This window comes from Nostoc sp. JL23 (genome assembly GCF_017115065.1).
Taxonomy (GTDB): Bacteria; Cyanobacteriota; Cyanobacteriia; order Cyanobacteriales; family Nostocaceae; genus Nostoc; species Nostoc punctiforme_A.
This window is the reverse complement of record NZ_JABXKN010000041.1, coordinates 50,559-77,532: the sequence shown is the minus strand read 5'-3', so window position 1 is coordinate 77,532 and position 26,974 is coordinate 50,559. Positions and strand designations below refer to the sequence as shown.

Below are 26,974 nucleotides of genomic sequence, written 5' to 3'. Positions count from 1 at the left end.
TTACAGGACAGACATAATTAATCGCCTCTCTACTCTCCAAAAAAAATATGGCATCAAAGAAAGTTTTCCAAAATGTCAAAATGGGGACTAAAGCCACGTACAATTAAAATCGCTTATCCCTTAATCCAGGAGCTAATGCCATGCCAATGGCGGTTGGCGTAATTGAAACTTTAGGTTTTCCGAGTGTCTTAGCAGCAGCAGATGCAATGGTCAAAGCTGCCGCAGTCACAATTGTGTATTATGGTCAAGCGGAAAGTGCTCGCTTGTTAGTCGCCGTCCGGGGACACGTTTCTGAAGTAAATAGAGCTGTTGAAGCCGGAATCGTAGCTGGAGAGGAAGTAAAAGTTGGTACAGTAATTACCTACTACATCGTTCCTAATCCCCCAGAAAATGTGGAAACCATATTACCAATCCATTTCACTGAGGAATCAGAACCTTTCCGTATGTTCTAAGCAATTTTGCTATCAAAATCTGTAGCGAAGCTTCGTACAATTAACTTGTAGCCCCCAGTTTATTCATACAGGAGATTAATAATGTCATTACAGGCAGTTGGAGCACTTGAAACTAAAGGTTTTCCTGCGGTGCTAGCAGCAGCAGATGCTATGGTAAAAGCTGGTCGAGTTACCCTCGTTGGTTATATCAGAGTAGGTAGCGCTCGCTTTACAGTTAATATTCGTGGCGATGTTTCTGAAGTAAAAGCCGCTATGGCTGCCGGTGTTGAAGCCGCAGAAAATGTTTATGGCGGTACACTTGAATCCTGGGTAATTATTGCTCGTCCCCATGAAAACGTTGAAGCTGTTCTGCCAATTGGTTACACAGAACAAGTCCAAGGGTATCGAGAATCTGTAGAAAATCCCATTGTTAGAGCGAACAATCGATAGATTCAACCTCCTGCGGGGGAATTCAAAACAAAAAATTCCCATAAATGAATTTACAGAAAAGTTTATTGTCAGGCTTCTGACTATTAAAACTTTAGAGAAATGCATTCTTCCTGTTTTTAGATTTTGCATAAGTTGAATTTTGAAGCACAGGGAAAGTAACAGTCAGAGTCAATAGTCAAAACTAATATTGACTGTTGACTGTTCATTTTTAGGAATATATAAGTTTTAAGAATAACTTACCAATATGAAAGGTGTAGTTGTGACTGAAGCTAGTTTAAAAAACAGACACTTGCCTATCAATCTCTACTATTCAAAATAGCGTAGGCGTAGCCCGCTTCTCTACCAGACGCTGCGCGTAGCTTGCTTCCACAAAGTGGTACGGCAGACCTAAGTGACCATCGTAGACATCGCCACATAGGATACTCAGACTAATTCCACGCTATGGCGATAGTATTTATTTAAGATTTTATACAACGACTTAGCAAACAACCTTTTAAACGCTAATTACCGTATATACACTTAAACAAAATCATAAAAAATTAACTGAACACGATTCAGTTAAAGCCCAATCCTCCTTGAAAAGCAGAGAATTAAGCTAATTTATCTGAGGGGTTAGGGAATCTTCAGGGCAAAATCTCATTAACACTAAGGATATTGAGATTCAACTAAATATTCTACTACGTAATGCTTTGTACAGAGTTGAAACTTATACTGGTGGAATAACGTCCAACTTTAAGTTAAATTAGATTCGTTCTTCGGATCTGTTACAAAATGTCAGATTTACCTGATAAATTTTGTCAAAGGCGTATCCTCCCCACTTTAAGCAGATTTCTGTTCTCAACTAAAAAAAACATAACTTTACAAAAAGTTTAAATTGGCATAATGCTCTAAATGCTTGCTATATATTGGTTTTGGGCTTTTTCAAGTAAAAGCAAAACATCAATGTAGAAATTTCTGCATAATTCTAGTGAATTCAGACGTAATAAAAGTAGAATCACTGAGCTATTTTCATGAAATTCATGAAATCTGGCGCAGCTGCCAGTTAAACAATTAGGTGGGACGAATGGGGGTTGTGATGCAAACTTCAAAATTGAGTTTCGAGGAATGCAATCTCACTATGACAATAGATGTGGAAAAACTGGCTCTAGATTGGCAAAAGCGCTTGGCTGTAGAATGTCCAGACCAAAATGAAGCCACGAGGCAAAGCATTATTCTCTGGCTGTTGGGATCTGACTCAAAACGGTTCGATCTGTTTAATCCTAAAGAACTCGATATCGCCAAGCAAGCGATGGAATATCGCTGGAGAATTTTACGTCAACGCTACTTGGGGCTGGGGCGAGAACGTGCTTATCGCAACTTGATAACCCGATTGGGGAGTTTAGTAACATTACGAAATAAGATTCAGACTTGGGTTTCCCTCAGCCGCGATCGCCAGCGTAGTGTAATGGATGTGTTGCAAGAAGTACTCCAAGAATTACTCCAAAACGACAGCCAGATGCAACAGCAAATGGCTGATATTGCCAAATATACAACCGATAGACGATTGGGGGATGCTCTGCTATTTGCCAGTTTAGAAGAATATTGTCTGCGGCCAGTACGCAATCAACCCCTATTAGCTTACCGATTTGTAAATTATTTGCGTCGCACTCAGCGCGGTGGTTTAACCCAAGTGCCAGGGCGTGATTTGGTTCGACTAGTCTCAGAAGAAGTTCTTACAGACGACAGTGACAATCGAGTTAACTTAGTCGATAGTCAGGCGATCGCAGAATATCAAGAAGCACAACAAATAGAGGAACAACAGGTGCTGCGCCAGACAGTACAAAAAGAATTTGAAAATTATTTACAAGAAAATATCGGTACAGAAGCAGTGGAATGGCTACGGCTGTATCTGCAAGGTAAATCCCAGGAAGAGATCGCTAAAAGACTGAATAAGCAGACTAAAGAAGTCTACCGTCTGCGAGAAAAAATTAGTTACCATGCTGTACGTGTTTTTGCCCTCAAAGGTAAACCAGAACTCGTAGACAGCTGGCTCTCAATTTCCTTGCAAGAACATAACTTGGGATTAACGCAAAACCAATGGCAACAACTGGATGAAAAATTAACTCCTCTAGGGCAGCAGATCCTAAATTTGCGGAGAGCGGGAAATTCAATAGAAGCCATAGCCGAACAGTTAAAACTCAAAACCCATCAAGTGCTTGGCGAATGGACGAAAGTCTATCTTGCAGCCCAAGCTTTAAGAACCCAGGAGTAGCCTGTAGTGGGAAATGGGAAATGGGGAGTAGGAAGCAGGGGAGAATAATTAATACCGAATACCCAATCCTCAGTATTATCCCCAGTCCATAATCTAAAATTCATATTCTACTTACATTTACTTAAGTATATATAATTGAAATTTTAACAATCTAACAAAGTATCTTTATTAACTACCTATTGAATTGGAGTCAAAATATAAGTAAACACCAACGAATCAAATCTATGTTGTCTTCAAAGGGCGAACTAAATGATACCGCAGCAAATGGACAGCAAATGCTAACTGCCGCTCAAACTAGGTGGGAGGAAAGAGGCGATCGCGAACAAATATTCTACCTGATTGATCATCTCTTGTCCTTTGAAGCTTGCCTCTACCACCAAATTTTGCCCTTTGAATTAGAAGACAAAAACCTCTTGCTAGGCATGGTTAATCCACAAGAAAGCGAAGCTCTAGATTACGTTGGTCGTATTTTGTCTTCTATCAATTGCACAATGGTGATTGAGGCGATCGCAGCCGATGCCCACCGCAGAATACTATCAGCTTACCTCAACCATAAGAATACATCTCAGCTAGATGCCCAACAAGTGCATCAGCCAACAGTGGACTTTCCCGCAACAAATAGCCCAGCTACGATTGCTAACATACCTAATCCTTCCTTAGATGCCGACTCGGAATCAAATCAACAACCAGTATTGATGGTGTTTCAGACGCAAAAGCGTCAAAATTCTGGGCAACGGGTAGACTTGCCTCCTATCCCAGAGCTAGACCAATCATCTCAAACTACGACGTTCTTGACCCCTATTCCCACAACTCAAGCGCAAGAGGATTCTGAAGCCACATCATCAAACAATTTACCTATTTTTCCCACACAAGCTTCTGAACTACTGAGTCCGATTGAGTTGCTAACAACACTACCACCAAAAAAATTATTAGAACAATTACTAGGGCGAATCCTGGCTGGGGGAATTGGTCGGCTGTACTTAGAAAGACAAGCTTACGAAGGCAGAATACTGTGGAGTGACAATGGAGTTTTGCAGTCTGTATTAGACAAACTGCCGCTCTCAGTTTTCCAAGGAGTACTGAATGAATTAAAGCGGTTTGCTTCCCTGCCTGTAACCACGGTTGCAGAACCAAAACAGATAGAAAAGGAATACGTATATCAAAAAAACCGCTTATTATTACGCTTGCGAGTTATGCCGGGAATCTACGGTGAAGAGGCGACACTCCAAGTATTGCGGGGAGCAGCATTAAAATTCTATCAACAACAGCAGTTAACACGTCTAAGCCGCGATGCTTTAGGAATTTCTCAGCAACTAAGCATTAAGCTACATGAACTACAAGAACGATTTTTACTGAATCCTAGCCTTGATTCTCAGCAATTAGAGGCTTTAGTTACCCTGAATCAATTAGTGAAAAATTTAGACCAACAGATCAAAATACTGGCACTAGATAGCAATCTACCGACAAAGAGTAAATCATCGATCAGTAAGTAAAAACGCTGATTTCGTTAGCATACATAATTGTTATGTTGTAATTGAATCCTAGACTGATAAAGCTTAGAGACTCATCTCTAAATAAATACAAATTTTGCGATCGTATTCTGAGTAAGATTACGGTTTAAACAAACTTAATAGTAGCAAAGTTAGTTTCCCCCTCTTAAATCCTATTGTTGCAAATATTTCATGTTAACTGAGGTTTTTAGTGAACTTTTCCCCTTAATGAGTACAGCCAATCCACAAACTTTGGAATGGCTACTCAACGTTGCAATTGAACATGAATACCCCTCTGGGCGAGCCGTTGTGATGGAAGATGCTTGGGGTAACGCCGTTTACTTCGTGGTTTCTGGTTGGGTCAAAGTCCGGCGTACCGTCGGGGAAGATTCAGTAGCTCTGGCAATTTTTGGGCGTGGCGATTTTTTTGGAGAAATGGCAATTTTGGATGAATCTCCACGCTCAACTGATGTCATTGCTCTTTCACCGGTGAAGTTGCTTAGTATCTCTAGAGAGCGGTTTATTCAAATATTGTTTAAAGATCCACAGTTACATCACCGAATGTTGCAACTGATGGTAAGGCGATTGCGGCAAATTAACCTGCGCTTACAAATGCGGTCTTCACCACCAGCTGTCAAACTCGCCCATACCCTAGTGACTTTGGGTGAAAGCTATGGTCAGGAATCAGACTTAGGAAGAGAGATTTTTAACATTCCCTTTAAAGATTTAGCAGAGGTAACAGAAATCAGCATTGAAGAAACCACCAAAATCATGGAAAAACTCCATGAAAAAGGGTGGATAAAAATTGATAGCGTCAACAACATCACTTATCTTGTGAACTTCAAGCAGTTGATGAACTTGGCTGGCAAAGTGTGATTTTTTTATCCGATTCTCTATGAGACGCTTTGCGTAGCTTGCTTCTTGGTAAGTTTAACGCCAGAGATTTGGGATGATGAACGAAAGACGGTTTGTGTGCGATGTTAAAAACAAATTTGTCATGATAGGGGAAATTACCCATTGATTTTTAACTCAGCACGCAAGATGACTGAAGCAACAGCAACTCGCCCCAACACCCACCGCCAAGAAACCGAGCCAACGATTCATTACCTGGTGGCAATGTCCCAACCAGAAACCCATCTGTTTGAGGTGACTTTACAGCTTGTCGATTATTCCTCACCGATTCTCGATTTAAAACTGCCAGTGTGGACACCTGGTTCCTATTTAGTCCGGGAATACGCCAAGAATTTACAGGATTTTGAGGCTTTTGCACAGAATAAGCCTTTAACTTGGCGGAAGCTCGGTAAAAATCACTGGCAGATAGAGAAAATAGGTATTTCAGAATTAACTGTACGTTACCGCATTTTTGCCAATGAGCTATCGGTACGAACAAATCACTTAGATAGCACCCACGGTTATTTTAACGGTGCGGCACTATTTTTTAGAATACCTGGCTGGGATAAGCAACCCATTCGCGTCACCATCGTACCACCACAGCCGGAATGGCAGGTAACTACTGCCTTACGACCCGTTGGTGAACAAAGGAATACTTTCTTAGCTAGCGATTTTGATACTCTGGTGGATACTCCCTTTGAGATTGGTAGCCACCAATTATATAAATTTGAGGTATTGGGAAAACTCCATGAATTGGCAATCTGGGGGCAAGGTAATTACCAAGTTCAGCAGTTGATTGCTGATATTCAAAAAATTATCCAAGTCGAAGCGCAGATGTTCGGCGGTTTGCCATATCAACGATACGTGTTTCTGCTACATTTATTTAGCCAAGCTTTTGGTGGTTTGGAGCATAAAGACTCTTGCTCCTTGATTTACCAGCGTTTTGGGTTTCGCGCTCAGGATAAGTACGATCGCTTTCTTCAATTAGTCGCACACGAGTTCTTTCACTTGTGGAATGTCAAGCGAATTCGCCCAAAAGCATTAGAGGTTTTTGATTACGACCAAGAAAATTACACACCATCATTATGGTTTTGTGAAGGTACTACTAGTTACTATGACTTGTTAATTCCTTTACGGGCGGGAATTTATGATGTTAAGTCCTATTTGAATAACTTGGGTAAGGAAATTACCAGATATGAAATGACACCGGGGCGCAAGGTACAACCCGTTTCCGAGTCGAGTTTTGATGCCTGGATAAAACTCTATCGCCCAGATGCCAATAGCGGTAATTCTCAAATTTCCTACTATTTAAAAGGAGAAATGGTATCGTTGTTGCTGGATTTGCTGATTCGCTCTACTCACAACAATCAGCGCTCCCTTGATGACGTGATGCTGAAAATGTGGCAGCAATTTGGGCAAGATGAAATTGGCTATACCCCAGAACAGTTGCAAGAAGTTATCGAATCTGTTGCCGGAATCGATTTGACTGATTTCTTTAAACGCTACGTTGATAGTACTGATGATTTGCCTTTCAATCAGTATTTAGAACCCTTTGGCTTGCAGTTGGTAGCCGAACAGCAGGAAGAACCTTACCTGGGTGTGAGAATAAATACAGAAAATGGACGCGAGATCGTTAAGTTTGTGGAGACTGGTTCACCTGCACAAGTAGGGGGAATTGATGCAGGTGATGAGTTGTTAGCAATTGATGGGATTAAGTTAACGGCGAGTGGTTTAAGCGATCGCCTAAAAGATTATCAACCAAACGATACCATCCAAGTCGCAGTTTTCCACCAAGACGAACTCCGTACTTATTCCATCACCCTGGCATCACCACGTCCAACTAGATATCAGGTAAAGCCTGTTGAGCATCCTAACTCCAAACAGCAACAAAACTTTGCTGGATGGCTTGGGGCTGCGATCGCAACTGTTTGATAAAGGGATTGGGCATTGGGCATGGGGTATTGGTTATTAATTCTTCTCCCTCTTGCACCCTGCCCCCTGCCCCCTGCTCCCCACTCCCCACTTCTAAGCCGTTCTCACCGCCCCAGAGTAAATCAAACCCCGTTGCAGATCCAGCGTTATAATCGCCCCATCTCGAATCACCTGCGTTGCCTGCTTCACACCAACAATCACTGGTACACCAAGACGCAACCCAATTACTGCCGCGTGACTTGTGAGACTTTCTTCTTCGGTAATAATTCCGGCAGCTTTCCGAATTGCTTCAACAAAATCGGCACTAGTGCGGGATGCAACCAAAATATCTCCGGGATTAAAGTTACTCACATCCATGCCAGTATTAGCCACCCGTGCGCGACCACTTACTGAACCTTGTCCTAGCCCAATTCCGTGACCTAGTACTGCCGTCACCACCTCTACCTTAATTAAATCTGTAGAGCCAGAAATACCCTGGAGTGTACCAGCGGTCATCACTACTAAATCTCCCTGGGACAGTAACTGAAGTTCCTGAGCCACGTTAATCGCAGCCTGAAATGTCTGACCAGTGGAAGGTAATCCTAGTACCAACAGCGGTTTGACACCCCACACCATCTGTAGCTGCCGCGCCACATTTACATGGGGTGTCACTGCCAAAATTGGTGTATGAGGACGGAACTTAGAGACATTGCGAGCTGTTGCCCCCGTTTGCGTTAGGGTCATAATTGCCGCTGCACCTAGTTGTTCGGCAATTTGACCGACAGCTTGACTAATCGCATTGGGAATGGAGCGTCGGGCATCTCTCGTAGAACGTAGGTTTAAGTGTTGGGCTTCTTCCTGCTCCATACGTTCGGCTATTCGCGCCATCGTTGCCACTGCTTCTACAGGGAAGCTACCCACGGCGGTTTCATTGGAGAGCATCACCGCGTCTGTGCCGTCTAAAATCGCATTTGCCACATCCGATACTTCAGCACGAGTGGGACGGGGATTACTCACCATACTGTCTAACATCTGAGTAGCGGTGATGATCGGAATCCCCAAGCGATTTGCTGTCGCAATTAGCCGCTTTTGGAGTACCGGCACATCTTCTGCTGGCAATTCCACCCCTAAGTCACCTCTGGCAACCATCACGCCATCACACAAAGCCAGAATCGCCTCCATTTGTTCAATGGCTTCGTGCTTTTCAATTTTGGCAACCACTGGCACTTGCTTGCCTGTACTAGAAATTAGTTCTTTAATTTCGATCATGTCCTGGGGATTGCGGACAAAGGAAAGTGCCACCCAATCGACACCCTGATCGAGACCAAACATTAGATCCTCTCGGTCTTTGTCGGTCATTGCCTTAATTGACAGGTAAACGCCGGGAAAGTTTACGCCTTTATTGTTAGAAAGCTTACCAGGCACGGTGATCCGACAATGCAAATCACCTTTGTCCCGATTAATTTCCTCCACCAGCATTTCTACTCGTCCATCATCAAGGAGGATTTTTGCCCCGACTGGGACTTCTTCGGCTAAATAATCGTAGGTGACACAGCTAATTTCTTGCGTACCTACCACCGGACGATTTGTCAAAGTGAAGGGATCGCCTTTTGCCAAAACTATAGACCCGTTATCAAACTTCCCCAAGCGAATTTTTGGGCCCTGCAAGTCTTGGAGAATAGCCACTGGCTGATTTAATTCAAAAGCGGTTTGCCGAATTAAGCGAATACTACGCTGATGGTCGGCATGAGTTCCGTGGGAGAAGTTTAGCCGCAGCGTCGTGGCTCCCGCTTCAATAATCGCCTTGAGCATTTCAGGACTGCTAGTAGCGGGGCCAATAGTAGCGACAATTTTTGTCCGGCGCAGAGAATCTCGTAATTGCATAGGGGCTGAAGTTAGGGAGCTATCTGGGAAGTCATCGTAACTTAAGTGGCATCTCCTTTTCAGTCACTGCTATATCAATAAGATATAAGCAGTTAGATGAGGGTTTATTGGAGAATGGGGCTGTGGGATAGACTAGATATAGTACATCAATCTTGTATCCATCCTCCCTACGAAGGAGTTTGTTCCATAAACTTTCTGCCGATTGTCATACCCCACTTATCAGTAAAGACTAGGCTTCGTCTGGAATCATAGCGTTATTCATCTGCTGATATGCAAAGCTGTGGATAAATATTGCTATACAAAAATTTGCAAAACTTTATTATTCAATAATATTTATCGTATATTCGTAATGTCTGCTCAAGAAGGAGTCAATGTTAGAGATGATCGCATCGGAGGCACAAAAGCCACTGACAATCCCACCCAAGGAATTTTTAGCGCCTCCTGGTGATTTTAATCCGACGCTGCTGTTGTTTTCTGTAGCTGTATCCATGTTGGTGTTATCTAACTTTGGTTACTGGCTTTGGGAATGGCCGCACTGGCTATGCTTTTGCGTTAATACTATTGCCTTGCATTGTGCTGGAACAGTAATTCATGATGCCTGTCACCAATCTGCCCATCGCAACCGGGTAATGAATGCAATGTTAGGACATGGCAGTGCGTTGATGTTAGCTTTTGCTTTTCCAGTCTTTACGCGGGTGCATTTACAGCATCATGGTCATGTCAATCATCCTAAAGACGACCCGGATCATTATGTCTCTACGGGTGGGCCTCTATGGCTGATTGCAGTGCGGTTTTTGTACCACGAGGTGTTTTTCTTTCAACGACAACTGTGGCGTAAATATGAGCTACTAGAATGGTTCATCAGCCGCTTAATTGTTGGTGTAATTGTTTATATCTCAGTGCAATACCACTTTTTGGGTTATATTCTCAATTTTTGGTTTTTACCGGCTTTTGTGGTGGGGATAGCACTAGGATTATTTTTCGACTATTTGCCCCATCGTCCTTTTGCGGAGCGCGATCGCTGGAAAAATGCTCGCGTCTATCCGAACCAAGTTCTCAATATCCTAATTATGGGACAGAATTACCACTTAATTCATCATTTGTGGCCTTCTATTCCTTGGTATAATTACCAACCTGCATACTATGTGATGAAGCCTCTGTTAGATGAAAAAGGATGTTATCAAACTTCAGGATTGTTGCAGAAAAAGGACTTTTTTGAGTTTGTTTACGACATCTTTTTAGGAATTAGATTTCATCACCAAAAAGGATAGAATTATTGCATAAAGCGATCGCTTGCTCACGGCTGACACTGGGAAAGTGATCTAAAAACTCATCCAGTGAGTCACCAGCTTCTAGATAATCGAGTAAGGTTTTTATCGGCACACGAGTACCAACAAAAACAGGAGTTCCCCCCAATATATCGGGGTCGCTATGAACAACATGCGATGCGGATGTCATATAGTTAGCATCTGTTCGACAGACTACCTTTTGAGCCTAATTCTCATCGTCTCGGAAATCTCAGCATATATTCCATTGTCACTTTGCAGAGCGCGATCGCTACCTGGCAAAACTGCATCATGACCAATGCTAGCCTGCTGGCAGAATACCTTAACATAGAAGCAAATACGATATCTTAATTATGGAAACTTGAAATGGATGCTTTAGTCCAATAACTTGACACAAAACTATGTCAATGGCAACCTGACATTGCTCAACAAGTGCGGCAATGCCTTGTAGAGATTATTAAACTGGCAGACCAGGATGCTCTAGATATTCTTCGTTTGAGAGTGGTTGAACAAGAAGTATTGGATTTGATTGATGAACCCGAAACCTCGTGAAGTGTGGCTGGTCGATTTAAGACTTGCTGTTACATTGTTGCATTAGGTTTGACTGCAATTGTCCAATACTGAAATGTTTCACCTCCAATCCGATCGCTATTCTCACGGTAGATTTCCCCCAAGCATTCATAAAATGCTTGGGCTTCATTCTCCAATCCAAATGTTATCAAGCACTTTAATATACGGGTGATGCGAAGATAATTGTGGTTAAATATACAGACCCATTCGTGTTTACGATTCAAATAGTCTTCTGACTGGCTAACAAGTATTTTTCCGTCATTACTCTGGTGGCCTTGCAACCCATAAAATTTAAGCATGACTGTGAAGGAACGCAGCAAATTCTGACGTAGCTGTGGGTTGCTTTGAAATGCTTGAATTACTTCCTCATCAACGATGGGTGCATCAGAATTGAATGCACTTCTCTCAGGTAAAGGGAACAACCACTGAATGTAATCATGGGTACACTCCAATTCTTCAAAATCCCAAGTCCACATCTCTTGAATTGTCCGACCTTCTGAATCTTGTTGCTGCCCTAAATAGAAGGGAACAAGCATTGCACTGAGTTGTTTTTGATGATTCATTGCAAACTCCCTTCACAAATCAACATCTTGATTTTGGGCGCGTTCGCCTACAGATAGCTTCAAAGGTAACATTATCCCAAGCAGGACACGATATAGCGATCGCATCTGGAAAAATAGCATCCAAATCGCGTGTCACTAAAAAAGTCACACGAATCATGTCCTTTCTACTTTTTGTGCCATTCCCAATGCCCATAATTTAAAATCCTGCCAAACGATGTGAAGGTTTCAAACTCAGGGATGATGAGTAATTAGCAATTAAATTGACAAAATCACACTATAAAGAGTGATATTAAGCGATAGATAGCGCTGGTAAAGGAATAACGGGCATGATTAAATCTTGGATGGTGATTGGGGGCGTGGCTTTCTTGGTTGCTTTAGCTGCGAACGTGATTACGCCTAGCGATCGCCAATGGTTCAAGCGTTTACAACGACCAAGATGGCTAACTTTTGAGGGCGCAATTCCGATTATTTGGACTGTAATATTTATTTGCGGTGCTTGGTCAGCCTATATTGTCTGGGAAAAAGACCCAGGAAGCACCTCAACCTGGTTAATCATGGGTTTATATCTGCTATTAGAAATTGTTACCATTGCCTATACGCCTGTAATGTTTAAGCTTCGCAGTCTGAAAGTCGGCACAATTCTCGGTGGCACAGGTTTAATCATTTGTGCTTTATTGATACTTGCAGTCTTAGGTTTTTCTGGTTGGGCAGCCCTATTACTAGTTCCTTATTTGCTCTGGAGTCCCATTGGTACTTATACCACTTGGCAGATGATCCGTCTCAATCCTCAAGATGCCTAAGAATCGCCCTAGAGAATGATTAAACATATAGCCTAAATTGTCACACTTGCAGTGTATGACTTGACAAAATACACAAAGCTTAAGTGCATTATGATTCCATCTTGGATAATAATTGGGGCTGTAACTTTCTTCATCGCCCTTGGTAGTTTCTTGATCGCGCCGCGTGATGTTAAATGGTTTGCAAAGTTAAGTCGCCCTCGCTGGCTAGTTTTTGAGCCACTGATTCCGGTCATCTGGACTGTGATTTTTATTTGCGGTGCAGCTTCAGCTTATATTGTCTGGGAAAAAAATCCCGGAGGCATCATTACTTGGCTACTAATGGCTTTGTATCTTTTGGTGGAAATTATCACCGTCGCCTACATACCTATAATGCTGAGGTTTCGCAGTCTCAAAGCTGGGGAAATTCTTGGGCTGATAGGTTTGATTTCAGGTGTTGTCCTGGCAATCTGCGTTTTACCGATTTCTCTAATGGCGGCTCTGTTACTCCTTCCCTATCTGGTTTGGACTCCCATTGGTACTTACACCACCGACGAGTTAAAAGAACTGAATCCTCAAGATGCATAACGCATCTATGTAAGCCGCCCATAACGTGCTGTGACAGGATTGGCTGGATTAGATTGATTATTCAGCCAAGCCCACATTTGATCGCCAACAGAAAAATGCCACCACTCTCTAGGATTGCGTTGAAAGCCGGCTTTTAACATTACATCTCGCAATAATTGACGATGAGGATGATACTTTTGCGTTTCAGAGCGATCGCTATTGGCATAATAATCTGGATGCGATCGCTCTGACATTTCATCAATCGGCGAACCCATATTTACTATTTGCCCTGCATCATCCACCAGCGTTACATCCACTGCCCCACCTGTACTGTGAGGAGGCGGAGTTTTTTCATCTAAACTTGGTGCAGCCCAAATTGCATAAACTGCTTCCCAAATCTCTTGGCGTTGGTTTGGTGATAACTCCACCTCAGTCAGTCCTCTATCCCGAACTGCTTGGGCGAAGCTGTAATCTACCATAAACTGCTGAACTGCGATCGGGCGATAGGCATCAAAGATTTGGATATGCCAGTTGGGATGCAACAGTTGAAGATAATTTTGCGCTTGGATCAAATTTTCAATAACGCTTTGACGGAGATAATAGGGGGAGCGATCGCCATAAGGCGCACCTAATTTTTCATAAGGATGGGGAAATTCCACCGCAAACAATTCTAAAGGAATCTTGATTAGCGGTTCACTACACTCGAAAATTGGGATTTGATGATAAGGCCTCATCTAGTCAGCCACACAAAAAATTACGGATTTTAACGAAAGCATAGCATTCTCTGTAACGAGTCTCTTTTTCCTCTGTGCCCTTCGCGCCTCTGCGGTTTGTTTCTCCAAAAATGCTCAATCAAAACCAAACACCTCTATTAGATGCCTTAAAAGCCAATGCAGCAAGACTTCATGCACCTTTTTACACTCCAGGACATAAACAAGGTGAGGGAATCTCTCAACCCTTGGCTGATTTATTTGGTAAAGCTGTCTTTCGCGCTGATTTAACCGAATTAGCAGATTTAGATAATCTTTTTGCGCCCCAAGGTGTTATTCAAGAAGCACAACAACTAGCCGCTGAGACATTTGGCGCTTCGCAAACATGGTTCCTTGTCAATGGTTCAACCTGTGGTGTTGAAGCGGCAATTCTCGCTACCTGTGGCACAGGCGATAAAATCATTCTGCCTCGCAATGTGCATTCTTCGGCGATCGCAGGTTTAATTCTCTCTGGTGCAATACCAATTTTTCTCAATCCTGAATACGATCCAGTTTTAGATATTGCTCACAGCATCACGCCCAATGCTGTACAATCTGCACTCCAACAGCATCCCGATGCCAAAGCAGTGTTGGTAGTTTATCCAACATATTACGGTGTTTGTGGAGATTTGAGTGCGATCGCCAACATTACCCAGCAATATAATATTCCTCTACTGGTAGATGAGGCACACGGCGCACACTTTGCCTTTCATCCCGAATTACCCACTCCGGCTTTAGCCGCAGGTGCAGATTTAACTGTACAATCCATCCACAAGGTACTCGGTGCGATGACACAGGCATCGATGCTGCACGTCCAAGGTAATAGGATAGATTGCGATCGCATCAGTAAAGCTTTGCAACTGGTACAGTCTACCAGTCCTAGCTATTTACTTTTAGCTTCTTTAGATGCAGCGCGTCAGCAAATGGCAATACACGGAAAAATGCTGATGTCTCGCACTTTGCAACTTGCTGAGGAAGCTAGAACCAGAATCAGTCAAATTCCTGAATTATCAGTTTTGGAAATGCCTCAGTTGGAGGAATCTCCCGGCTTTGTAGCTTTAGACAAAACGCGACTAACTGTCACTGTTTCTGGTTTAGGTTTAACCGGATTTGAAGCAGATGAAATTTTGGATGAAAAATTTGCCGTTACTGCTGAATTTGCCTCACTACAACATCTCACCTTTATTATTACTTTGGGCAACACCCCAGCCGATATTGAAAAATTAGTACAAGGTTTCACAACCCTTGCCAAAGAATATCGCCAAAGCAACTTGACTGTTAAAAACCAGGTTGGGCTAAATCTAGACAGAACACTAGATTATGCTTTAGAACTTTCTCCCCGTGAAGCTTTTTTTGCTGTCAGTGAAATACTACCTTTGACACAAACCAATAAACGCATCTGTGCTGAAATCGTTTGTCCCTATCCTCCAGGAATTCCTGTGTTAATGCCGGGAGAAGTCATTACCAAATCAGTTCTTGAATACCTACAACAAATCCAGGCTATGGGTGCATCTATCAGCGGTTGCAATGACATTAGCCTCAAAACTTTGAAAGTTGTGAAATAACGTTATAACGACTGAATTCCTCTTCATAAAATTTTAATTGATGAAGTCAGTAGTAAATGTGCGGTTTTTCAAATAGATTTAGGTAAAAATATACAGTAGTTCTACTATTGTGAAACTTCAATAAAATAGCTATTAAACTAGTGCAATCTTTGATTTATACCCATAGGATCATCTTGATGATTCCTAAACTATAAGATGAAATCAAAAACCTATTATATTTGGGGGCAAGTAGCAGCTCCGATTGTAGTCACTCTAGCGCTGGGTTTCTCAGCAAGAGCGAATGCAGTTGAGTTAGGCGCTGCCTCTGATTACAATGTATTTGTTTTGGGAGATATCTCTCAAAAATATACAGATATCGAAGGAAAAGTTGCTGCTGGCGGTAACATAAATTTCGTCGGCGGACTTGGAAGCAAACTTTCTGGTAATAGTGGCAACGTAGTAGTCGCTGGACAGAATTTAACTCTGAGCAACGGTCAAGTCTACCACGGTAATGCTGTCTATGGAGGCAGCGCCAATGTATCCAGCAATGTGGGATTTCCTCAAGGAACTCTCAGCCAGGGTAATCCCATCGACTTCAATGAAGCAGGGAAAGAACTGCGAGGACTATCTGAATATTTGGCAACCTTGACTCCTACTGGTAATACAACAGTTCAACCTTGGGGTGCTATTAACCTTAGTGGCAGTGGTACTGCTTTCAATGTTTTTAATCTTGCAGGCTCATCTGTCTCCAAGACAAACTATTTTGAAATTAAAGGGGACGCAAATTCAACTATCGTTGTCAATATCAGCGGTAAGGATGTGTCGCTGCAAAACTTTGGGTTTAATATCATTGGCGCAGATAAACAAAAAGTAATCTACAACTTCTATGAAGCGACAAACTTAACTGCTAGTGGAATTGGCATCCAAGGTAGTATTCTTGCGCCTTTGGCTAATTTCAATTTCAATAATGGTCAAATTAACGGCAATGTAGTGGTAGCTTCTTTGACAGGAAATGGTGAGTCTCACAACTATCTATTTAATGGCGATCTGCCAGATGTCCCAACGAAGTACTACAATCCGCCTAAGCCTCCCACTCGTATTCAGGTTCCAGAGCCTGCAAATCTTCCAGGTTTAGGATTAGTTGCTGTAGTATTTGGTTTGTTTCGCTACAAACGCAATCAAGCGACTTGTTTAGAATAATTAAAAATTTTTGGCAGCATAGCGCATGACGCGAATTTGTTTACAGATTTTCGCTCATGCGCTATTTCCTTGCTCTCTACCTTCTACAATAAGGATAGACTTTATTGAGATTTGTATAGTTGGGGATCGGCTGTCATGGCTCCCGCCGTTTTCATTCAAAATTTGCAAAAGCGCTACGGTACAGTGGTTGCCGTCCAGGATGTTTCCTTTCAGGTAGAACCAGGAGAAATTTTTGGTTTACTTGGCCCCAACGGTGCTGGGAAAACTACTACCTTGCGTGCTTTGTGTACGCTGACCACACCGGATGCTGGCAAAATCGAAGTATCTGGCATCTCTGTGTTAGATAATCCGAGAGTTGCAAGACAACGATTAGGCTATGTGGCTCAGGAAGTCGCTATAGATAAGGTGTTAACTGGAAAAGAACTGCTGCAATTGCAAGCAGCACTTTATCACCTTCCAGGCGCAGTAGCCAAACAGCGTATTGAGACGGTGTTAGATTTACTTGGTTTGCAAGAATACGCTAATAAAAAGACAGGAACCTACTCTGGCGGTTTACGCAAGCGCCTAGACTTGGCTGCTGGGTTGCTCCATGCACCGGATGTTTTGGTGTTGGATGAGCCAACTGTAGGGCTTGACATAGAAACTCGTTTTGTGGTATGGGATTTCCTGAGAAAATTACGCGCCTCTGGGACGACGGTAGTAATTACCAGCCATTACTTAGAAGAAATTGACGCTTTAGCCGATCGCGTGGCAATTATAGATCGCGGCGTTGTAATTGCCAGTGGTACACCTTCGCAATTGAAAGATCAAGTAGGGGGCGATCGCATCACCTTGCGAATCCGCGAGTTTTCCCCCATTGAGGAAGCTGAAAAAGCTAAAAACCTTCTGAAACCTTTACCCTTTGTCCAAGAAGTCATCATCAACAGCGCTCAAGGTAATTCACTCAATTTGGTAGTGACACCTCAGAATGATGTTCTCGTTAACATACAGCAAGCGCTGAATACCGCTGGCTTGCCCATATTTGGCATTGCCCAATCTCGCCCCAGCCTCGATGACGTTTATCTCGCTGCCACGGGACGTACCTTATTGGATGCAGAACTCGCAGCCGTCGCCACCCGCGATCCCAAAGCTGAGAAGAAGCAGAATATGAGATAGGAAATGGGGAGTGAAGAAGGGAATAGGTGACAGGTTACAGGGTACAGATTATTCCCTGTCACCTGTCACCTAATCCCAATCCCCAATCTAAAATCCAAAATCCAAAATCCAAAATTACTATGAGTGTTACTCCTAAGTCTGATATCAATTGGCAACCATTAGCATCGCCACAAGCAGATGCTAATACTGCACCTAACTTTTTCGGTGAATTGGTACAAGAGACGTTGGCTTTAACTCGTCGCTTGTTTATTCAGTTGCAACGCCGTCCCTCATCTTTAATTGCTGGAATTATTCAGCCGGTAATGTGGTTAGTGCTATTTGGTGCTTTGTTCCAAAATGCTCCCAAGGGTATATTTGGCAATACAACAAATTACGGCCAATTTTTGGCTGCTGGCATCATTGTGTTCACAGCTTTTGCTGGGGCGCTGAATGCTGGTTTACCAGTAATGTTTGACCGCGAGTTCGGCTTTTTGAATCGTTTACTCGTAGCACCCTTAGCATCACGGTTTTCAATTGTTTTTGCTTCGGCAATCTTTATCATCAGCCAAAGTTTGTTGCAAGCAGCGGTGATTGTAGCAGCAGCGGCGTTCTTGGGGGCTGGACTTCCAGATTTAGCAGGTTTAAGTGCGATCGCTCTAATTGTCTTACTCTTAGCTTTGGGTGTAACAGCCATCTCCCTCGGTTTAGCTTTCGCTCTACCCGGACACATTGAATTGATTGCAGTGATTTTCGTCACTAATCTACCATTATTGTTTGCAAGTACAGCTTTAGCACCTCTATCCTTCATGCCTAAGTGGTTGCAGGTTGTAGCTACCCTGAATCCTCTCAGCTATGCGATCGAACCAATTCGCTATCTCTATTTCCACAGTAATTGGGGACTAGGTAGTGTAGTGATGCAGGCTCCTTGGGGCGACGTTACCTTTGGGGGAGCCTTGCTGGTGTTGTTTGGCTTTGCCCTAGTCGCCTTAGTAAGTATTCAACCCCAACTGCGGCGGACTCTGGCTTAAAAGGATAAAATAGATAAATTTTAGGTAGGGTCAAAACCCATGAAAAAACCATTTTTACAAATTACTAGACTCTTTATAGCTACGGCAGCAGGAATTAGCTTTGCTTCCTTGCTTATGGCTCAACCAAGTTCGGCTCAAGTCAGCAGCCCAACCGATGCTTTCCCCAGTAATAGTACAACAGACCAAAATACCGATCCTTTCTCCCGTTCCAACTCAGACAATTTCAATATGTTCGATTTGATTCATCGGGCAAATTTCGGGACTCTCAACTGGGATTCTAACCAACAGAATGAAGAACTAAACTCAGCAGCAGCAGCCTTTAAAGCAAGGCAACAAAAACTAATTCAAGGTCAACAACAGCAACCAACCCTCAGTTTGCCAACAGTTACACAACCATCAGTTACGCCGCCATTGGTGACACCACCATCAGGTAACTGAATCAAACAAAGAACCCCAAGCCTCTAGAGGCTTGGGGCTAAGACTATTTAAAAATCCTGAATTATCAGATCAGCCCAAGTGCAGCTAAAACATCGCTAGCATGGGTGGTGGTATTTACAGCACTGTCAACATGGGTAATTTTGCCGCTAGGGTCAATTACGTAGGTGACGCGCTTGGCATAACCGCCGCCATCCACATCGAAAGCTTTGATTAGGGATTTGTCGCTGTCAGCCAGTAGGGGAAAATTCAAGTTATATTTTTGGGTGAATGCTTGATGGGAGACTTCATCATCTGCACTGACGCCCAAGATTACAATATCTTTACCTTGATATTGAGACTGGGCATCTCGAAAACTACAGGCTTGTTTGGTGCAGCCTGGCGTGTCATCTTTGGGGTAAAAATACAAAACAACCGTCTTTCCGGCAAAATCAGATAACGAGACTGTGTTGCCGTTTGTATCTTTGGCGGTAAATGCAGGTGCATCCGTACCAACTGCTAGAGGCATAATTAACCTTTCCTGTTTCAGATTGTTGATGCACTTGAAATTTTACATTAATTTATAATGTTTAAATATAATTACTAAAAAATAGGATAAATACACTTTAGGTAACTAGTTTTGGTTAAATCAGGTATTTGGTACTAGAAAAAATATATTATTAAATTAATCTTTACTAGAAGAAAAATTTATACCCATACACGATGCCTGCTGTTGATTCCCAAAACCCAAATATTTTTGTCTATCCTCAAAGCACAGTAGAAAGAGCCGAGCGATCGCTAGTGTGTTCGCCTTTTAATGTATCTTTATTTGAAGTGATGGGCCACCAGAGTGTATCAGTAACTGCGATCGCTCTGGAAAATGGACTCAAGCAGGGCTATACTAAACGCCCTTTATCAGAATTAGCTTGTGATGACGCTTTGGGCTGGTTGATTCAAGTAGGTGTATTGCGCCGAGAAGTGGATGGTCAGGGAATTACAGATAGTTTTCGTCTAACTCCCTTGGGACGCCAGTTAGTGGAACAGTACCAGGGTAAAAGTTGGCGTCCTCCTTCATGGCGCGATCGTTTGTATGATGCAGTGATTCGTTGGTTACGGATACCTTTTTAGAATAAAAAATCCCAGAGTTAGGATTAGGGAATCAAAGGGAACAATATACACGGAAACATCACATCTATTCATGAAGTCTTTACCATAACCATCCAACTATAATTTGTGATGGTTATAGTAGGCATTGGGTATAGGGCGTTGGGCATTGGGCACAAAAGCCAGAGGTGCAGAGGGGAAAAACTTACTGCAACTTTCTCCCCTGCTCCCCTGTTGTTCATTCCTAAAAATTAACCTGTATTTTGAAAAACTAAGTGATAAGCAACTATGAAATCAATTATGGTAGTGGGGACAACATCCCATGCAGGGAAATCACTTTTAACTACAGCTATTTGTCGCATTCTGTCGCGGCGTGGTTGGCGAGTGGCTCCCTTTAAAGGTCAAAATATGGCTTTAAATGCTTATGTCACTGCCAGTGGTGGAGAAATTGGCTATGCCCAAGCAGTGCAAGCTTGGGCTGCGGGAGTCGTGCCTTGGGTAGAAATGAACCCAATTTTACTCAAACCCCAAGGAGATATGACTTCCCAAGTAATTATTAAAGGTAGGTCTGTTGGTAAAGTGAGTGCCTCAGATTACTACGAGCAATATTTTGAATTGGGGTGGCGGACAATTGAAGAATCGCTACAGCATTTAGGAACAGAATTTGACATGGTGGTTTGTGAAGGTGCCGGTAGTCCAGCAGAAATTAATCTCAAACACCGCGACTTAACTAATATGCGGGTGGCAAAATATTTAAATGCGCCAACGATGTTAGTAGTTGACATTGATCGAGGTGGTGCTTTTGCTCATGTTGTTGGAACCTTAGAGTTATTGGAACCAGATGAACGCGCCTTAATTAAAGGTATAGTAATTAATAAGTTTCGAGGGCAGCGATCGCTGTTAGATCCGGGGATAAAATGGTTAGAAGAACGCACAGGTATCCCCGTTATCGGTGTTATACCCTACTTGCAAGAAATGTTTCCAGCAGAAGATTCTCTTGACCTGCTAGAACGTCAATCGTCCACGAATAAAGCCCAAACTGACCTCACCATTGCCGTCATCCGCTTACCAAGAATTGCCAATTTCACCGACTTTGACCCACTGGAATCAGAAAGTACAGTTTCAATCAAGTACTTAAGCCCTAAGCAAGATTTGGGACATCCTGATGCCGTGATTATCCCAGGTACAAAGACCACAATTGCTGACTTGCTACTGTTGCAAAAAAGCGGTATGGCAGAAGCGATCCAAAACTACGCTGCTTCTGGGGGAACGATTTTAGGTATCTGCGGTGGCTATCAAATGCTCGGTCAAATCATCGCCGACCCAGAAGGGATAGAGGGACAAGCTGGCAGATTTCAAGGGTTAAATCTTTTACCAATCAGAACTGTCATTACAGGGCAAAAAATCGCCCGCCAGCGCCAAGTTAGCTCAAATTATCCCCAACAGGGCTTGCCAGTCAATGGCTTTGAAATCCACCAAGGGCGATCGCGCATCGAACAGCAAGGCATAGATCCTCAATCCTACCATGCCCTATTTGACGATATTAATTTAGGGTTAGTAGATAGTTGTCAATCAGTGTGGGGAAGTTACCTCCACGGGCTTTTTGACAATGGGCCTTGGCGACGGGCTTGGTTAAATCGCCTCCGTCAACAGCGGGGTTTAAAATCTTTGCCTACCGGTGTTGCTAACTATCGAGAACAGCGAGAGCAGATTTTGGACTCTCTAGCCATTGAAGTTGAAAGCCATTTAGACTTAAGTCTGTTTTTGTCTTAAGCTAAAATGCGTTGAAATGTCATTAGTCATTGGTCATTGGTCATTTGCAAAGGACAAAGGACAACTGACAAATGACAACTCTCTTAAATGCGTACCATTGATGATTGTTCGTGTCCGCTTTTTACCAGATGATGTCACAGTAGATGCCGAAGTGGGAGAAGCCCTCTTAGATGTAGCAGACCGGGCTGGGGTGTTTATTCCCACCGGTTGTCTCATGGGGTCTTGTCACGCTTGTACCGTCGAATTAGAGGATGGAGAGATTATCCGCGCTTGTATCACCGGAGTACCGCCACGCGAGGAATTGACGATTAATTTATTTAGCGATCCAACTTGGTAGTTTTTTAACCCTCTAAGTTCAAAATATCAGATGAGGAAGTAGAGGAGAAAAAACAAGATGAGTAAGCTTAAATACCAAATGGTTATTCAGTGGTCTCAGGAAGATGATTGCTTCTTAGTAGGATTTCCTGATTTTCCAGGACAACGCTGGCGGACTCATGGGGATACTTACGAGTTAGCTGTGGCAAATGGGATTGAAGCCTTAGAGTCTCTAATTATTGCTTACGAAGCTGTAGGTGATCCACTTCCAGAACCAACAGTAAGTAGAGTGCGTTAAAGCAATTGAGTAGGTTGTAACTAATGCCGCACAATTTGCGCGCTCGCAGTTTATTTTGGTTGGAATAGTATTTTTGTGTATTATTACGGTTATTTTGTATTTAAAAAAATTGTATAGTTTAGTCAATAAAAAGCTTGCTGTAAATACATATTTAAATGAGGTAATGAAAGTGCCATTAGGCAGTAAGAAACTTTGATATCTTGTTTCCTACTGCCTGTTTTTGCTATCTATATCAATTAGCTTTAACATTCAGCGCGTATTCTTTAAACCTTTCCAAATCAGCTTGAATCGTCGATTCAACTATCCGCCCCAAAAACAAGTTATCCATAATTTTGCCAAGAATGCCGGGGATAGCATAGGAAATAGTCATTTTGACAATGCTACTATTGTGGCGATCGTAAAAGCGAATCGCTCCCTGATTCGGCAAACCATCAACCGATTCCCATTGGATAATTTGGTTAGGAATAACTTTGAGAATTCGGGATTGCCAATTAAATTCTAGACTGCCCGTTTTTAATTTCCAAAGAGATATATCTGGATTATCTGGCGGAATTTTCACTGAATCAATCCACTTCATCCACCGGGGCATTTGCTCTAAATCAGACCAGAGGCTCCATACTAAATCTATGGGAGCCTCTACTTCTACCTGCACAGTATGCTCTAACCAGTCTGGCATTTCTCTTTTTCCTTTTCTACGAGATGCTTTGCGATCGCGTTCTTTGCACTCTTTGGAGTTTGTTATTTCTTTAAACTCTCCAAAATCACTTTTGCCGCACGTCGTCCAGAAATAGTAGCACCTTCCATGCTGTCGATGTAGTCTTGCTGAGTATAACTGCCGGCAAGGAAGAAATTATCTACTGGTGTTTTTTGGTTGGGACGGTACGCATCCATCCCTGGCGCTTCTCGGTAGAGAGACTGAGCAAGTTTTACCACACTGTACCAAGTCATATTTAGCTCCCGCGATGAGGGAAATAGTTCATGGACTTGTTTGAGGACATGGTGTGCGATCGCTTCATTACTTTGGGCAATAAACGGATCTCCCGGTGTCAGCACTAGCTGTAACAAAGACCCTTGTCCTGGGCGATAATAATCAGCAGGGCTAGTCAACGCTAAATCGGCAAAACAAGAAAAGTCAGCATCGGCTGTATAAAGTAAATTATCGATTCCAGCCGCATGGTTTAGCTGTTTACGTTGCTCTCCATCGTTCAGTTCTGTTACCCAACCATCAAAGCGTAACTGCACTGTAGCCACTGGCACTGCATCTAGTTTGTAAATATTGTCAAATTCTGACCACTTACGCCACTCCTGGGGTAGGATGCGTTGAATTCCTGGAACATCACAGGCAAAAACGTAAGCATCAGCAGCGATCGTTTCTACTGCATCACCTTGGGCAACTACTATACCAGTGACACGGGTTTGTTCAGCTGACTCAGTAAACTGAATTTCCCGAACTTGTCGGCGCGTGTAAATTTTGGTGCCTCTAGCTTCCAGATATTCCAGAATGGGCTTGTGTAAATATTCAGATGGAGAACCTTCCAGCATTCGCAAAACTGAAGCCTCAGTTCTAACTGCAAATAGCTGAAATATGGTTAACATACAACGGGCAGACATATTTTCGCAATCAATAAATCCCAATGCGTAGGCAATGGGGTTCCACATCCGCTTGATGCTGCCATTACTTCCACCATGACTGCGAAACCAATCGGCAAAGCTAACTTTATCTAAATTGCGGATAGTTTTCATCGCCCCATTAAAGTCTACCAACCCGCGAACTATGGGACTAGTACCCAAAGCGATCGCATTTTGCAATTTATCCTGCAACGATAGTTGAGAAGTAGTGAAAAATGCCTTTAACCCATTGAAAGGCGCACCTGTAATAAAACGAAAATCTAAAGCACCAGTGCGCCCACCTTTATTAATAAAAGTGTGGGTATGTTCCTTGAGGCGTAAGTTTTCTAACACCCCCACTTTTTTCATTAAGTCAAATAGTTGGTAGTAGCACCCGAAAAATACATGTAACCCCATTTCTAGATGGTTGCCATCTCCATCAACCCAACTGCCAACTTTACCGCCGACAAACGGACGAGATTCAAAAATCTCTATTTCACAACCAGCATCAGCTAGATCTACTGCGGTTGCTAGCCCAGCCAGTCCCGCACCTACGATTGCAACACGCATTCCGTCGTTCCTTTTCAGTTTCTTTACAGATTGTAACTGTGTTGGTGTCGGAATTTGCTACTTAATATCAACTCCAGCAGCATATTAAGGCTTGCCAATATCGATACTAAAACTTCTTTGATTACTTTTTTTAGTCCCGGTAAATGACCAGACGCGATAAAAACGCGTCTGTATCATCTAGACAAACTTTTGTCCATAGTGACGGACTCTCAAAAGTATCAGAGATATTTTTTTAGTGGCAAAGCAGTTTTCTGGATAATGTTGTGAAAGTAACTTTTTAGTTGTTTGTATCTTTGCTGTCGTCGGAGACAGGCAAACTTCTAATCAGTTCACGAATTACGTCAGTTGCAGGTCTACCTGTTTGTTGGCAATATTTTTCTAGTTTTTCCGCTTCCTGCGTTGCGAGATTAACTGTTATGCGTTTAACGGCCCATTTTTTATTTGTCATTATCATGCTATCTGCTGTATATTTAGCTGGTCGAAAGAGTCTAAATTAAAGAGGGAACCGATAAGGTTATCAGAGTTTGTCTCAGGAAACAAGTAATACCATTAATATTAAAAATGTTTGTTTGGTAAAAGGATTGATCATTTTCTAAAAAAATCAAAATACTACACTTTATTTGTTACTATTGTGACAGCATAAATAGCACATAGTTGCTTTTGAAGATAATAACCCTACTAACAGCATGAGTAAAGCCTGACCATGAAATTTTATAAAGGAATTCGAGACACCTAATGTTGACTCAATGAAGATTTCCAAAGTTATTCTCCATTGAAAGCATTTGACCTTCTCTCTTAACTAAGTTCGCCAAACTCACTTGGAGAGAATATCCGCTAGAACACCAAAAAATAAAGCTTCAGAATCATTATCATACCGAAATGCTGGTTTACAGGCGGGTTATAGGGGTGTGTATAGAGCCTGAATAGTGACTTAGAAAGTAGGCAAATAAGCGATCGCTTTAAAACAAACACCCATCTGTAACCAAGAACTTAAGAGCTACTTGAACTGTTAGGAATTTTGGCTTACCTTGATCAAGCTGATTGCTTTTCACTGCCAATATAGTAGCCAGAAAAAAAGGTGTAAAACTCAGTCTACTGAGTGTAAATTGCCAAGCATGTTGGTAAATTTTGACAGAAACATCTGTAATTTCACACAGATGGATTTATCCAGAATATATGTGATGCTACTAGACTGTTGCAGATAATAATATTTTAGTTTTGTTTCATACTTTTACAATAAATTATCGTCAGAATGCAATGAAGTATTGCATATTTTTTATCTTCTTTCTAGCGATATAGCTTGCTTTAAAATCAGCTATTTTTTACGATTTTTCATCTTCACCGATCTGGAGGTTATATAAATCGTTTTTAGCCAATTAGGGCGTTATAAGTTTGACATAAATTTCTTTCCTCATATCTAAACCAAGATATAAATTACTACTAATAAAATTTTGATCGCAACTATTTTTATCTGGTAAGTATACCCATAAAGAGAGTAGTATATTTTAATTTTTTCGGTAGTGTGTTTATTATAGCTATTATTTACGCACTTTAAATAATCTTCATTTAGACATTAACAAAGCTATTTTTTATCCTTTATCAAAAAATTACAAAGAAAAACATATGTATCTGAACTTTTGCTTAATGATATTGATATATAACAGGATGCTAAACTCAAAAACATGTTAAAAATAGGATTTCAATATCTAAGTGCATCAGTTAGGTTTGATTCAAACAATCTTTATAGAGCGCTTTTTAAGTGGTCGTAGTTATTTATACTGAAAAATTTTACATAAAATAACTAGAAAACTATGAAAATACAGGTACTTCATGAAATTTAAGTAAAGTTAGCTTCTCAAGATTGGTCGTATATTAGTATTGACATATACATGAATATTCATTACAAAGTGCCGCGTCCTGATCGGTACACGGATGATGAAGACTGAGTGGAACTGGAACGCTCTGCCTCTACTTAAAAGAGTGCCTAACGCTCTTCCATCACTCTTAGAGTAAGCAATCGTTGCAAGGCATACGAGACTTCATTTTCCAGATTTTGGCTACATTTTTGAATTTATATTAGAAAATAAAGCCTCAAACCTTGATTTAGTCATAGTTTCAGTTTTGCTTCGATTATTCTTTTCTGAGAGTGATGGAAGAGCGCTAAGTA

The 26,974-nt window shown here is 42.1% G+C and carries 26 protein-coding genes and 2 pseudogenes; 19 read left to right on the top strand and 9 right to left on the bottom strand.

Annotated features, from left to right (window positions below; translation table 11 throughout):
* The first annotated feature begins 140 nt into the window (after positions 1–140).
* From HWQ42_RS08605 to HWQ42_RS08580, 6 genes are all read left to right on the top strand, one after another.
* Entirely contained in the window at positions 141–452 is a 312-nt protein-coding gene (locus HWQ42_RS08605; protein WP_094352432.1) for a BMC domain-containing protein, read from the top strand.
* Between the two features lie 81 nt (positions 453–533).
* On the top strand, positions 534–881 hold the full coding sequence (locus HWQ42_RS08600) for a carbon dioxide-concentrating mechanism protein CcmK (protein ID WP_094352433.1): 348 nt from the start codon (positions 534–536) through the stop codon (positions 879–881).
* Between the two features lie 1,063 nt (positions 882–1,944).
* On the top strand, positions 1,945–3,132 hold the full coding sequence (locus HWQ42_RS08595) for a HetZ-related protein 2 (RefSeq protein WP_292810988.1): 1,188 nt from the start codon (positions 1,945–1,947) through the stop codon (positions 3,130–3,132).
* Between the two features lie 224 nt (positions 3,133–3,356).
* Positions 3,357–4,625, top strand: coding sequence for a pilus assembly protein PilB (locus tag HWQ42_RS08590; protein ID WP_292810986.1), 1,269 nt, complete (start codon positions 3,357–3,359; stop codon positions 4,623–4,625).
* Between the two features lie 189 nt (positions 4,626–4,814).
* The gene (locus HWQ42_RS08585) at positions 4,815–5,498 is read left to right on the top strand and encodes a Crp/Fnr family transcriptional regulator (protein ID WP_292740720.1); all 684 of its coding nucleotides are present in this window, start codon (positions 4,815–4,817) and stop codon (positions 5,496–5,498) included.
* 165 nt (positions 5,499–5,663) lie between these two features.
* The gene (locus HWQ42_RS08580; RefSeq protein ID WP_292810984.1) at positions 5,664–7,445 is read left to right on the top strand and encodes a M61 family metallopeptidase; all 1,782 of its coding nucleotides are present in this window, start codon (positions 5,664–5,666) and stop codon (positions 7,443–7,445) included.
* A 93-nt stretch (positions 7,446–7,538) separates the two neighbouring features.
* On the opposite strand, the gene pyk is transcribed toward HWQ42_RS08580, so the two are convergent.
* On the bottom strand, positions 7,539–9,308 hold the full coding sequence (gene pyk, locus HWQ42_RS08575) for a pyruvate kinase (protein ID WP_292810982.1): 1,770 nt from the start codon (positions 9,306–9,308) through the stop codon (positions 7,539–7,541).
* A 380-nt stretch (positions 9,309–9,688) separates the two neighbouring features.
* Here pyk and crtR point away from each other — a divergent pair, with 380 nt between their 5' ends.
* Positions 9,689–10,579 carry a beta-carotene hydroxylase gene (crtR, locus tag HWQ42_RS08570; RefSeq protein WP_292811028.1) on the top strand — a complete coding sequence of 297 codons (891 nt, stop codon included), beginning with the start codon at positions 9,689–9,691 and terminating at the stop codon, positions 10,577–10,579.
* Here the strand turns inward: crtR and HWQ42_RS08565 are convergent.
* Positions 10,554–10,766, bottom strand: coding sequence for a DUF433 domain-containing protein (locus HWQ42_RS08565; protein ID WP_292810980.1), 213 nt, complete (start codon positions 10,764–10,766; stop codon positions 10,554–10,556). The two genes, crtR and HWQ42_RS08565, sit on opposite strands and share 26 nt — an antisense overlap.
* 194 nt (positions 10,767–10,960) lie before the next feature.
* On the opposite strand from HWQ42_RS08565, the pseudogene HWQ42_RS08560 reads away from it, so the two are divergent.
* Positions 10,961–11,146, top strand: a pseudogene (locus HWQ42_RS08560) (hypothetical protein).
* Positions 11,147–11,175: 29 nt separating this feature from the next.
* Here the strand turns inward: HWQ42_RS08560 and HWQ42_RS08555 are convergent.
* A complete protein-coding gene (locus HWQ42_RS08555) occupies positions 11,176–11,727 on the bottom strand; it encodes an opioid growth factor receptor-related protein (RefSeq protein ID WP_292810978.1) in 552 nt (183 codons plus the stop codon).
* A gap of 67 nt (positions 11,728–11,794) precedes the next feature.
* Positions 11,795–11,890: pseudogene (locus tag HWQ42_RS08550) on the bottom strand (chorismate mutase); the annotation flags it as partial.
* A gap of 163 nt (positions 11,891–12,053) precedes the next feature.
* Here HWQ42_RS08550 and HWQ42_RS08545 point away from each other — a divergent pair.
* Positions 12,054–12,527 (top strand): TspO/MBR family protein, encoded by a 474-nt coding sequence (locus tag HWQ42_RS08545; protein WP_292740709.1) that lies wholly within the window; start codon positions 12,054–12,056, stop codon positions 12,525–12,527.
* Between the two features lie 90 nt (positions 12,528–12,617).
* A complete protein-coding gene (locus HWQ42_RS08540) occupies positions 12,618–13,091 on the top strand; it encodes a TspO/MBR family protein (protein WP_292740707.1) in 474 nt (157 codons plus the stop codon).
* 5 nt (positions 13,092–13,096) lie between these two features.
* Here the strand turns inward: HWQ42_RS08540 and HWQ42_RS08535 are convergent, their stop codons facing one another.
* Complete coding sequence (locus HWQ42_RS08535; RefSeq protein ID WP_292810976.1) at positions 13,097–13,804, bottom strand: M15 family metallopeptidase; 708 nt, start codon at positions 13,802–13,804, stop codon at positions 13,097–13,099.
* Between the two features lie 110 nt (positions 13,805–13,914).
* On the opposite strand from HWQ42_RS08535, the gene HWQ42_RS08530 reads away from it, so the two are divergent.
* The 5 genes from HWQ42_RS08530 (at position 13,915) to HWQ42_RS08510 (ending at position 19,163) form a co-directional block, all read left to right on the top strand.
* A complete protein-coding gene (locus tag HWQ42_RS08530; RefSeq protein ID WP_292810974.1) occupies positions 13,915–15,384 on the top strand; it encodes an aminotransferase class I/II-fold pyridoxal phosphate-dependent enzyme in 1,470 nt (489 codons plus the stop codon).
* 195 nt (positions 15,385–15,579) lie between these two features.
* A complete protein-coding gene (locus HWQ42_RS08525) occupies positions 15,580–16,563 on the top strand; it encodes a choice-of-anchor A family protein (RefSeq protein WP_292810972.1) in 984 nt (327 codons plus the stop codon).
* A 135-nt stretch (positions 16,564–16,698) separates the two neighbouring features.
* Positions 16,699–17,718: an ABC transporter ATP-binding protein gene (locus tag HWQ42_RS08520; protein WP_292740701.1), complete on the top strand. Its 1,020-nt coding sequence runs from the start codon at positions 16,699–16,701 to the stop codon at positions 17,716–17,718.
* A 119-nt stretch (positions 17,719–17,837) separates the two neighbouring features.
* Positions 17,838–18,725, top strand: a complete 888-nt coding sequence (locus HWQ42_RS08515; RefSeq protein WP_292740917.1) for an ABC transporter permease — start codon at positions 17,838–17,840, stop codon at positions 18,723–18,725.
* 39 nt (positions 18,726–18,764) lie between these two features.
* Positions 18,765–19,163, top strand: coding sequence for a hypothetical protein (locus tag HWQ42_RS08510; protein WP_292740699.1), 399 nt, complete (start codon positions 18,765–18,767; stop codon positions 19,161–19,163).
* A gap of 64 nt (positions 19,164–19,227) precedes the next feature.
* On the opposite strand, the gene HWQ42_RS08505 is transcribed toward HWQ42_RS08510, so the two are convergent.
* Positions 19,228–19,668 (bottom strand): peroxiredoxin, encoded by a 441-nt coding sequence (locus tag HWQ42_RS08505; protein WP_099101976.1) that lies wholly within the window; start codon positions 19,666–19,668, stop codon positions 19,228–19,230.
* Positions 19,669–19,862: 194 nt separating this feature from the next.
* Here HWQ42_RS08505 and HWQ42_RS08500 point away from each other — a divergent pair, with 194 nt between their 5' ends.
* From HWQ42_RS08500 to HWQ42_RS08485, 4 genes are all read left to right on the top strand, one after another.
* Positions 19,863–20,267, top strand: a complete 405-nt coding sequence (locus HWQ42_RS08500; RefSeq protein ID WP_292810970.1) for an Npun_F0494 family protein — start codon at positions 19,863–19,865, stop codon at positions 20,265–20,267.
* Positions 20,268–20,531: 264 nt separating this feature from the next.
* Complete coding sequence (cobQ, locus tag HWQ42_RS08495) at positions 20,532–22,016, top strand: cobyric acid synthase CobQ (protein WP_292810968.1); 1,485 nt, start codon at positions 20,532–20,534, stop codon at positions 22,014–22,016.
* Positions 22,017–22,116: 100 nt separating this feature from the next.
* A complete protein-coding gene (locus tag HWQ42_RS08490; RefSeq protein ID WP_099101972.1) occupies positions 22,117–22,353 on the top strand; it encodes a 2Fe-2S iron-sulfur cluster-binding protein in 237 nt (78 codons plus the stop codon).
* 57 nt (positions 22,354–22,410) lie between these two features.
* Complete coding sequence (locus HWQ42_RS08485) at positions 22,411–22,629, top strand: type II toxin-antitoxin system HicB family antitoxin (protein WP_292810966.1); 219 nt, start codon at positions 22,411–22,413, stop codon at positions 22,627–22,629.
* Positions 22,630–22,861: 232 nt separating this feature from the next.
* Here HWQ42_RS08485 and HWQ42_RS08480 read toward each other — a convergent pair whose 3' ends face one another.
* From HWQ42_RS08480 to HWQ42_RS08470, 3 genes are all read right to left on the bottom strand, one after another.
* Positions 22,862–23,305, bottom strand: a complete 444-nt coding sequence (locus HWQ42_RS08480) for an SRPBCC family protein (protein ID WP_292786899.1) — start codon at positions 23,303–23,305, stop codon at positions 22,862–22,864.
* A gap of 62 nt (positions 23,306–23,367) precedes the next feature.
* Positions 23,368–24,807 (bottom strand): 9,9'-di-cis-zeta-carotene desaturase, encoded by a 1,440-nt coding sequence (gene zds, locus HWQ42_RS08475; RefSeq protein WP_292810964.1) that lies wholly within the window; start codon positions 24,805–24,807, stop codon positions 23,368–23,370.
* 277 nt (positions 24,808–25,084) lie between these two features.
* Positions 25,085–25,261 carry a CopG family transcriptional regulator gene (locus HWQ42_RS08470; protein WP_292740687.1) on the bottom strand — a complete coding sequence of 59 codons (177 nt, stop codon included), beginning with the start codon at positions 25,259–25,261 and terminating at the stop codon, positions 25,085–25,087.
* Positions 25,262–26,974: the final 1,713 nt, after the last annotated feature.

Bases quoted from the DNA above. Each gene is read 5' to 3' on its own strand.
- HWQ42_RS08605 (WP_094352432.1), top strand. From the start codon at position 141: ATGCCAATGGCGGTTGGCGTAATTGAAACTTTAGGTTTTCCGAGTGTC.
- HWQ42_RS08600 (WP_094352433.1), top strand. From the start codon at position 534: ATGTCATTACAGGCAGTTGGAGCACTTGAAACTAAAGGTTTTCCTGCG.
- HWQ42_RS08595 (WP_292810988.1), top strand. From the start codon at position 1,945: ATGGGGGTTGTGATGCAAACTTCAAAATTGAGTTTCGAGGAATGCAAT.
- HWQ42_RS08590 (WP_292810986.1), top strand. From the start codon at position 3,357: ATGTTGTCTTCAAAGGGCGAACTAAATGATACCGCAGCAAATGGACAG.
- HWQ42_RS08585 (WP_292740720.1), top strand. From the start codon at position 4,815: ATGTTAACTGAGGTTTTTAGTGAACTTTTCCCCTTAATGAGTACAGCC.
- HWQ42_RS08580 (WP_292810984.1), top strand. From the start codon at position 5,664: ATGACTGAAGCAACAGCAACTCGCCCCAACACCCACCGCCAAGAAACC.
- pyk (WP_292810982.1), bottom strand. From the start codon at position 9,308: ATGCAATTACGAGATTCTCTGCGCCGGACAAAAATTGTCGCTACTATT.
- crtR (WP_292811028.1), top strand. From the start codon at position 9,689: ATGATCGCATCGGAGGCACAAAAGCCACTGACAATCCCACCCAAGGAA.
- HWQ42_RS08565 (WP_292810980.1), bottom strand. From the start codon at position 10,766: ATGACATCCGCATCGCATGTTGTTCATAGCGACCCCGATATATTGGGG.
- HWQ42_RS08555 (WP_292810978.1), bottom strand. From the start codon at position 11,727: ATGAATCATCAAAAACAACTCAGTGCAATGCTTGTTCCCTTCTATTTA.
- HWQ42_RS08545 (WP_292740709.1), top strand. From the start codon at position 12,054: ATGATTAAATCTTGGATGGTGATTGGGGGCGTGGCTTTCTTGGTTGCT.
- HWQ42_RS08540 (WP_292740707.1), top strand. From the start codon at position 12,618: ATGATTCCATCTTGGATAATAATTGGGGCTGTAACTTTCTTCATCGCC.
- HWQ42_RS08535 (WP_292810976.1), bottom strand. From the start codon at position 13,804: ATGAGGCCTTATCATCAAATCCCAATTTTCGAGTGTAGTGAACCGCTA.
- HWQ42_RS08530 (WP_292810974.1), top strand. From the start codon at position 13,915: ATGCTCAATCAAAACCAAACACCTCTATTAGATGCCTTAAAAGCCAAT.
- HWQ42_RS08525 (WP_292810972.1), top strand. From the start codon at position 15,580: ATGAAATCAAAAACCTATTATATTTGGGGGCAAGTAGCAGCTCCGATT.
- HWQ42_RS08520 (WP_292740701.1), top strand. From the start codon at position 16,699: ATGGCTCCCGCCGTTTTCATTCAAAATTTGCAAAAGCGCTACGGTACA.
- HWQ42_RS08515 (WP_292740917.1), top strand. From the start codon at position 17,838: ATGAGTGTTACTCCTAAGTCTGATATCAATTGGCAACCATTAGCATCG.
- HWQ42_RS08510 (WP_292740699.1), top strand. From the start codon at position 18,765: ATGAAAAAACCATTTTTACAAATTACTAGACTCTTTATAGCTACGGCA.
- HWQ42_RS08505 (WP_099101976.1), bottom strand. From the start codon at position 19,668: ATGCCTCTAGCAGTTGGTACGGATGCACCTGCATTTACCGCCAAAGAT.
- HWQ42_RS08500 (WP_292810970.1), top strand. From the start codon at position 19,863: ATGCCTGCTGTTGATTCCCAAAACCCAAATATTTTTGTCTATCCTCAA.
- cobQ (WP_292810968.1), top strand. From the start codon at position 20,532: ATGAAATCAATTATGGTAGTGGGGACAACATCCCATGCAGGGAAATCA.
- HWQ42_RS08490 (WP_099101972.1), top strand. From the start codon at position 22,117: ATGATTGTTCGTGTCCGCTTTTTACCAGATGATGTCACAGTAGATGCC.
- HWQ42_RS08485 (WP_292810966.1), top strand. From the start codon at position 22,411: ATGAGTAAGCTTAAATACCAAATGGTTATTCAGTGGTCTCAGGAAGAT.
- HWQ42_RS08480 (WP_292786899.1), bottom strand. From the start codon at position 23,305: ATGCCAGACTGGTTAGAGCATACTGTGCAGGTAGAAGTAGAGGCTCCC.
- zds (WP_292810964.1), bottom strand. From the start codon at position 24,807: ATGCGTGTTGCAATCGTAGGTGCGGGACTGGCTGGGCTAGCAACCGCA.
- HWQ42_RS08470 (WP_292740687.1), bottom strand. From the start codon at position 25,261: ATGATAATGACAAATAAAAAATGGGCCGTTAAACGCATAACAGTTAAT.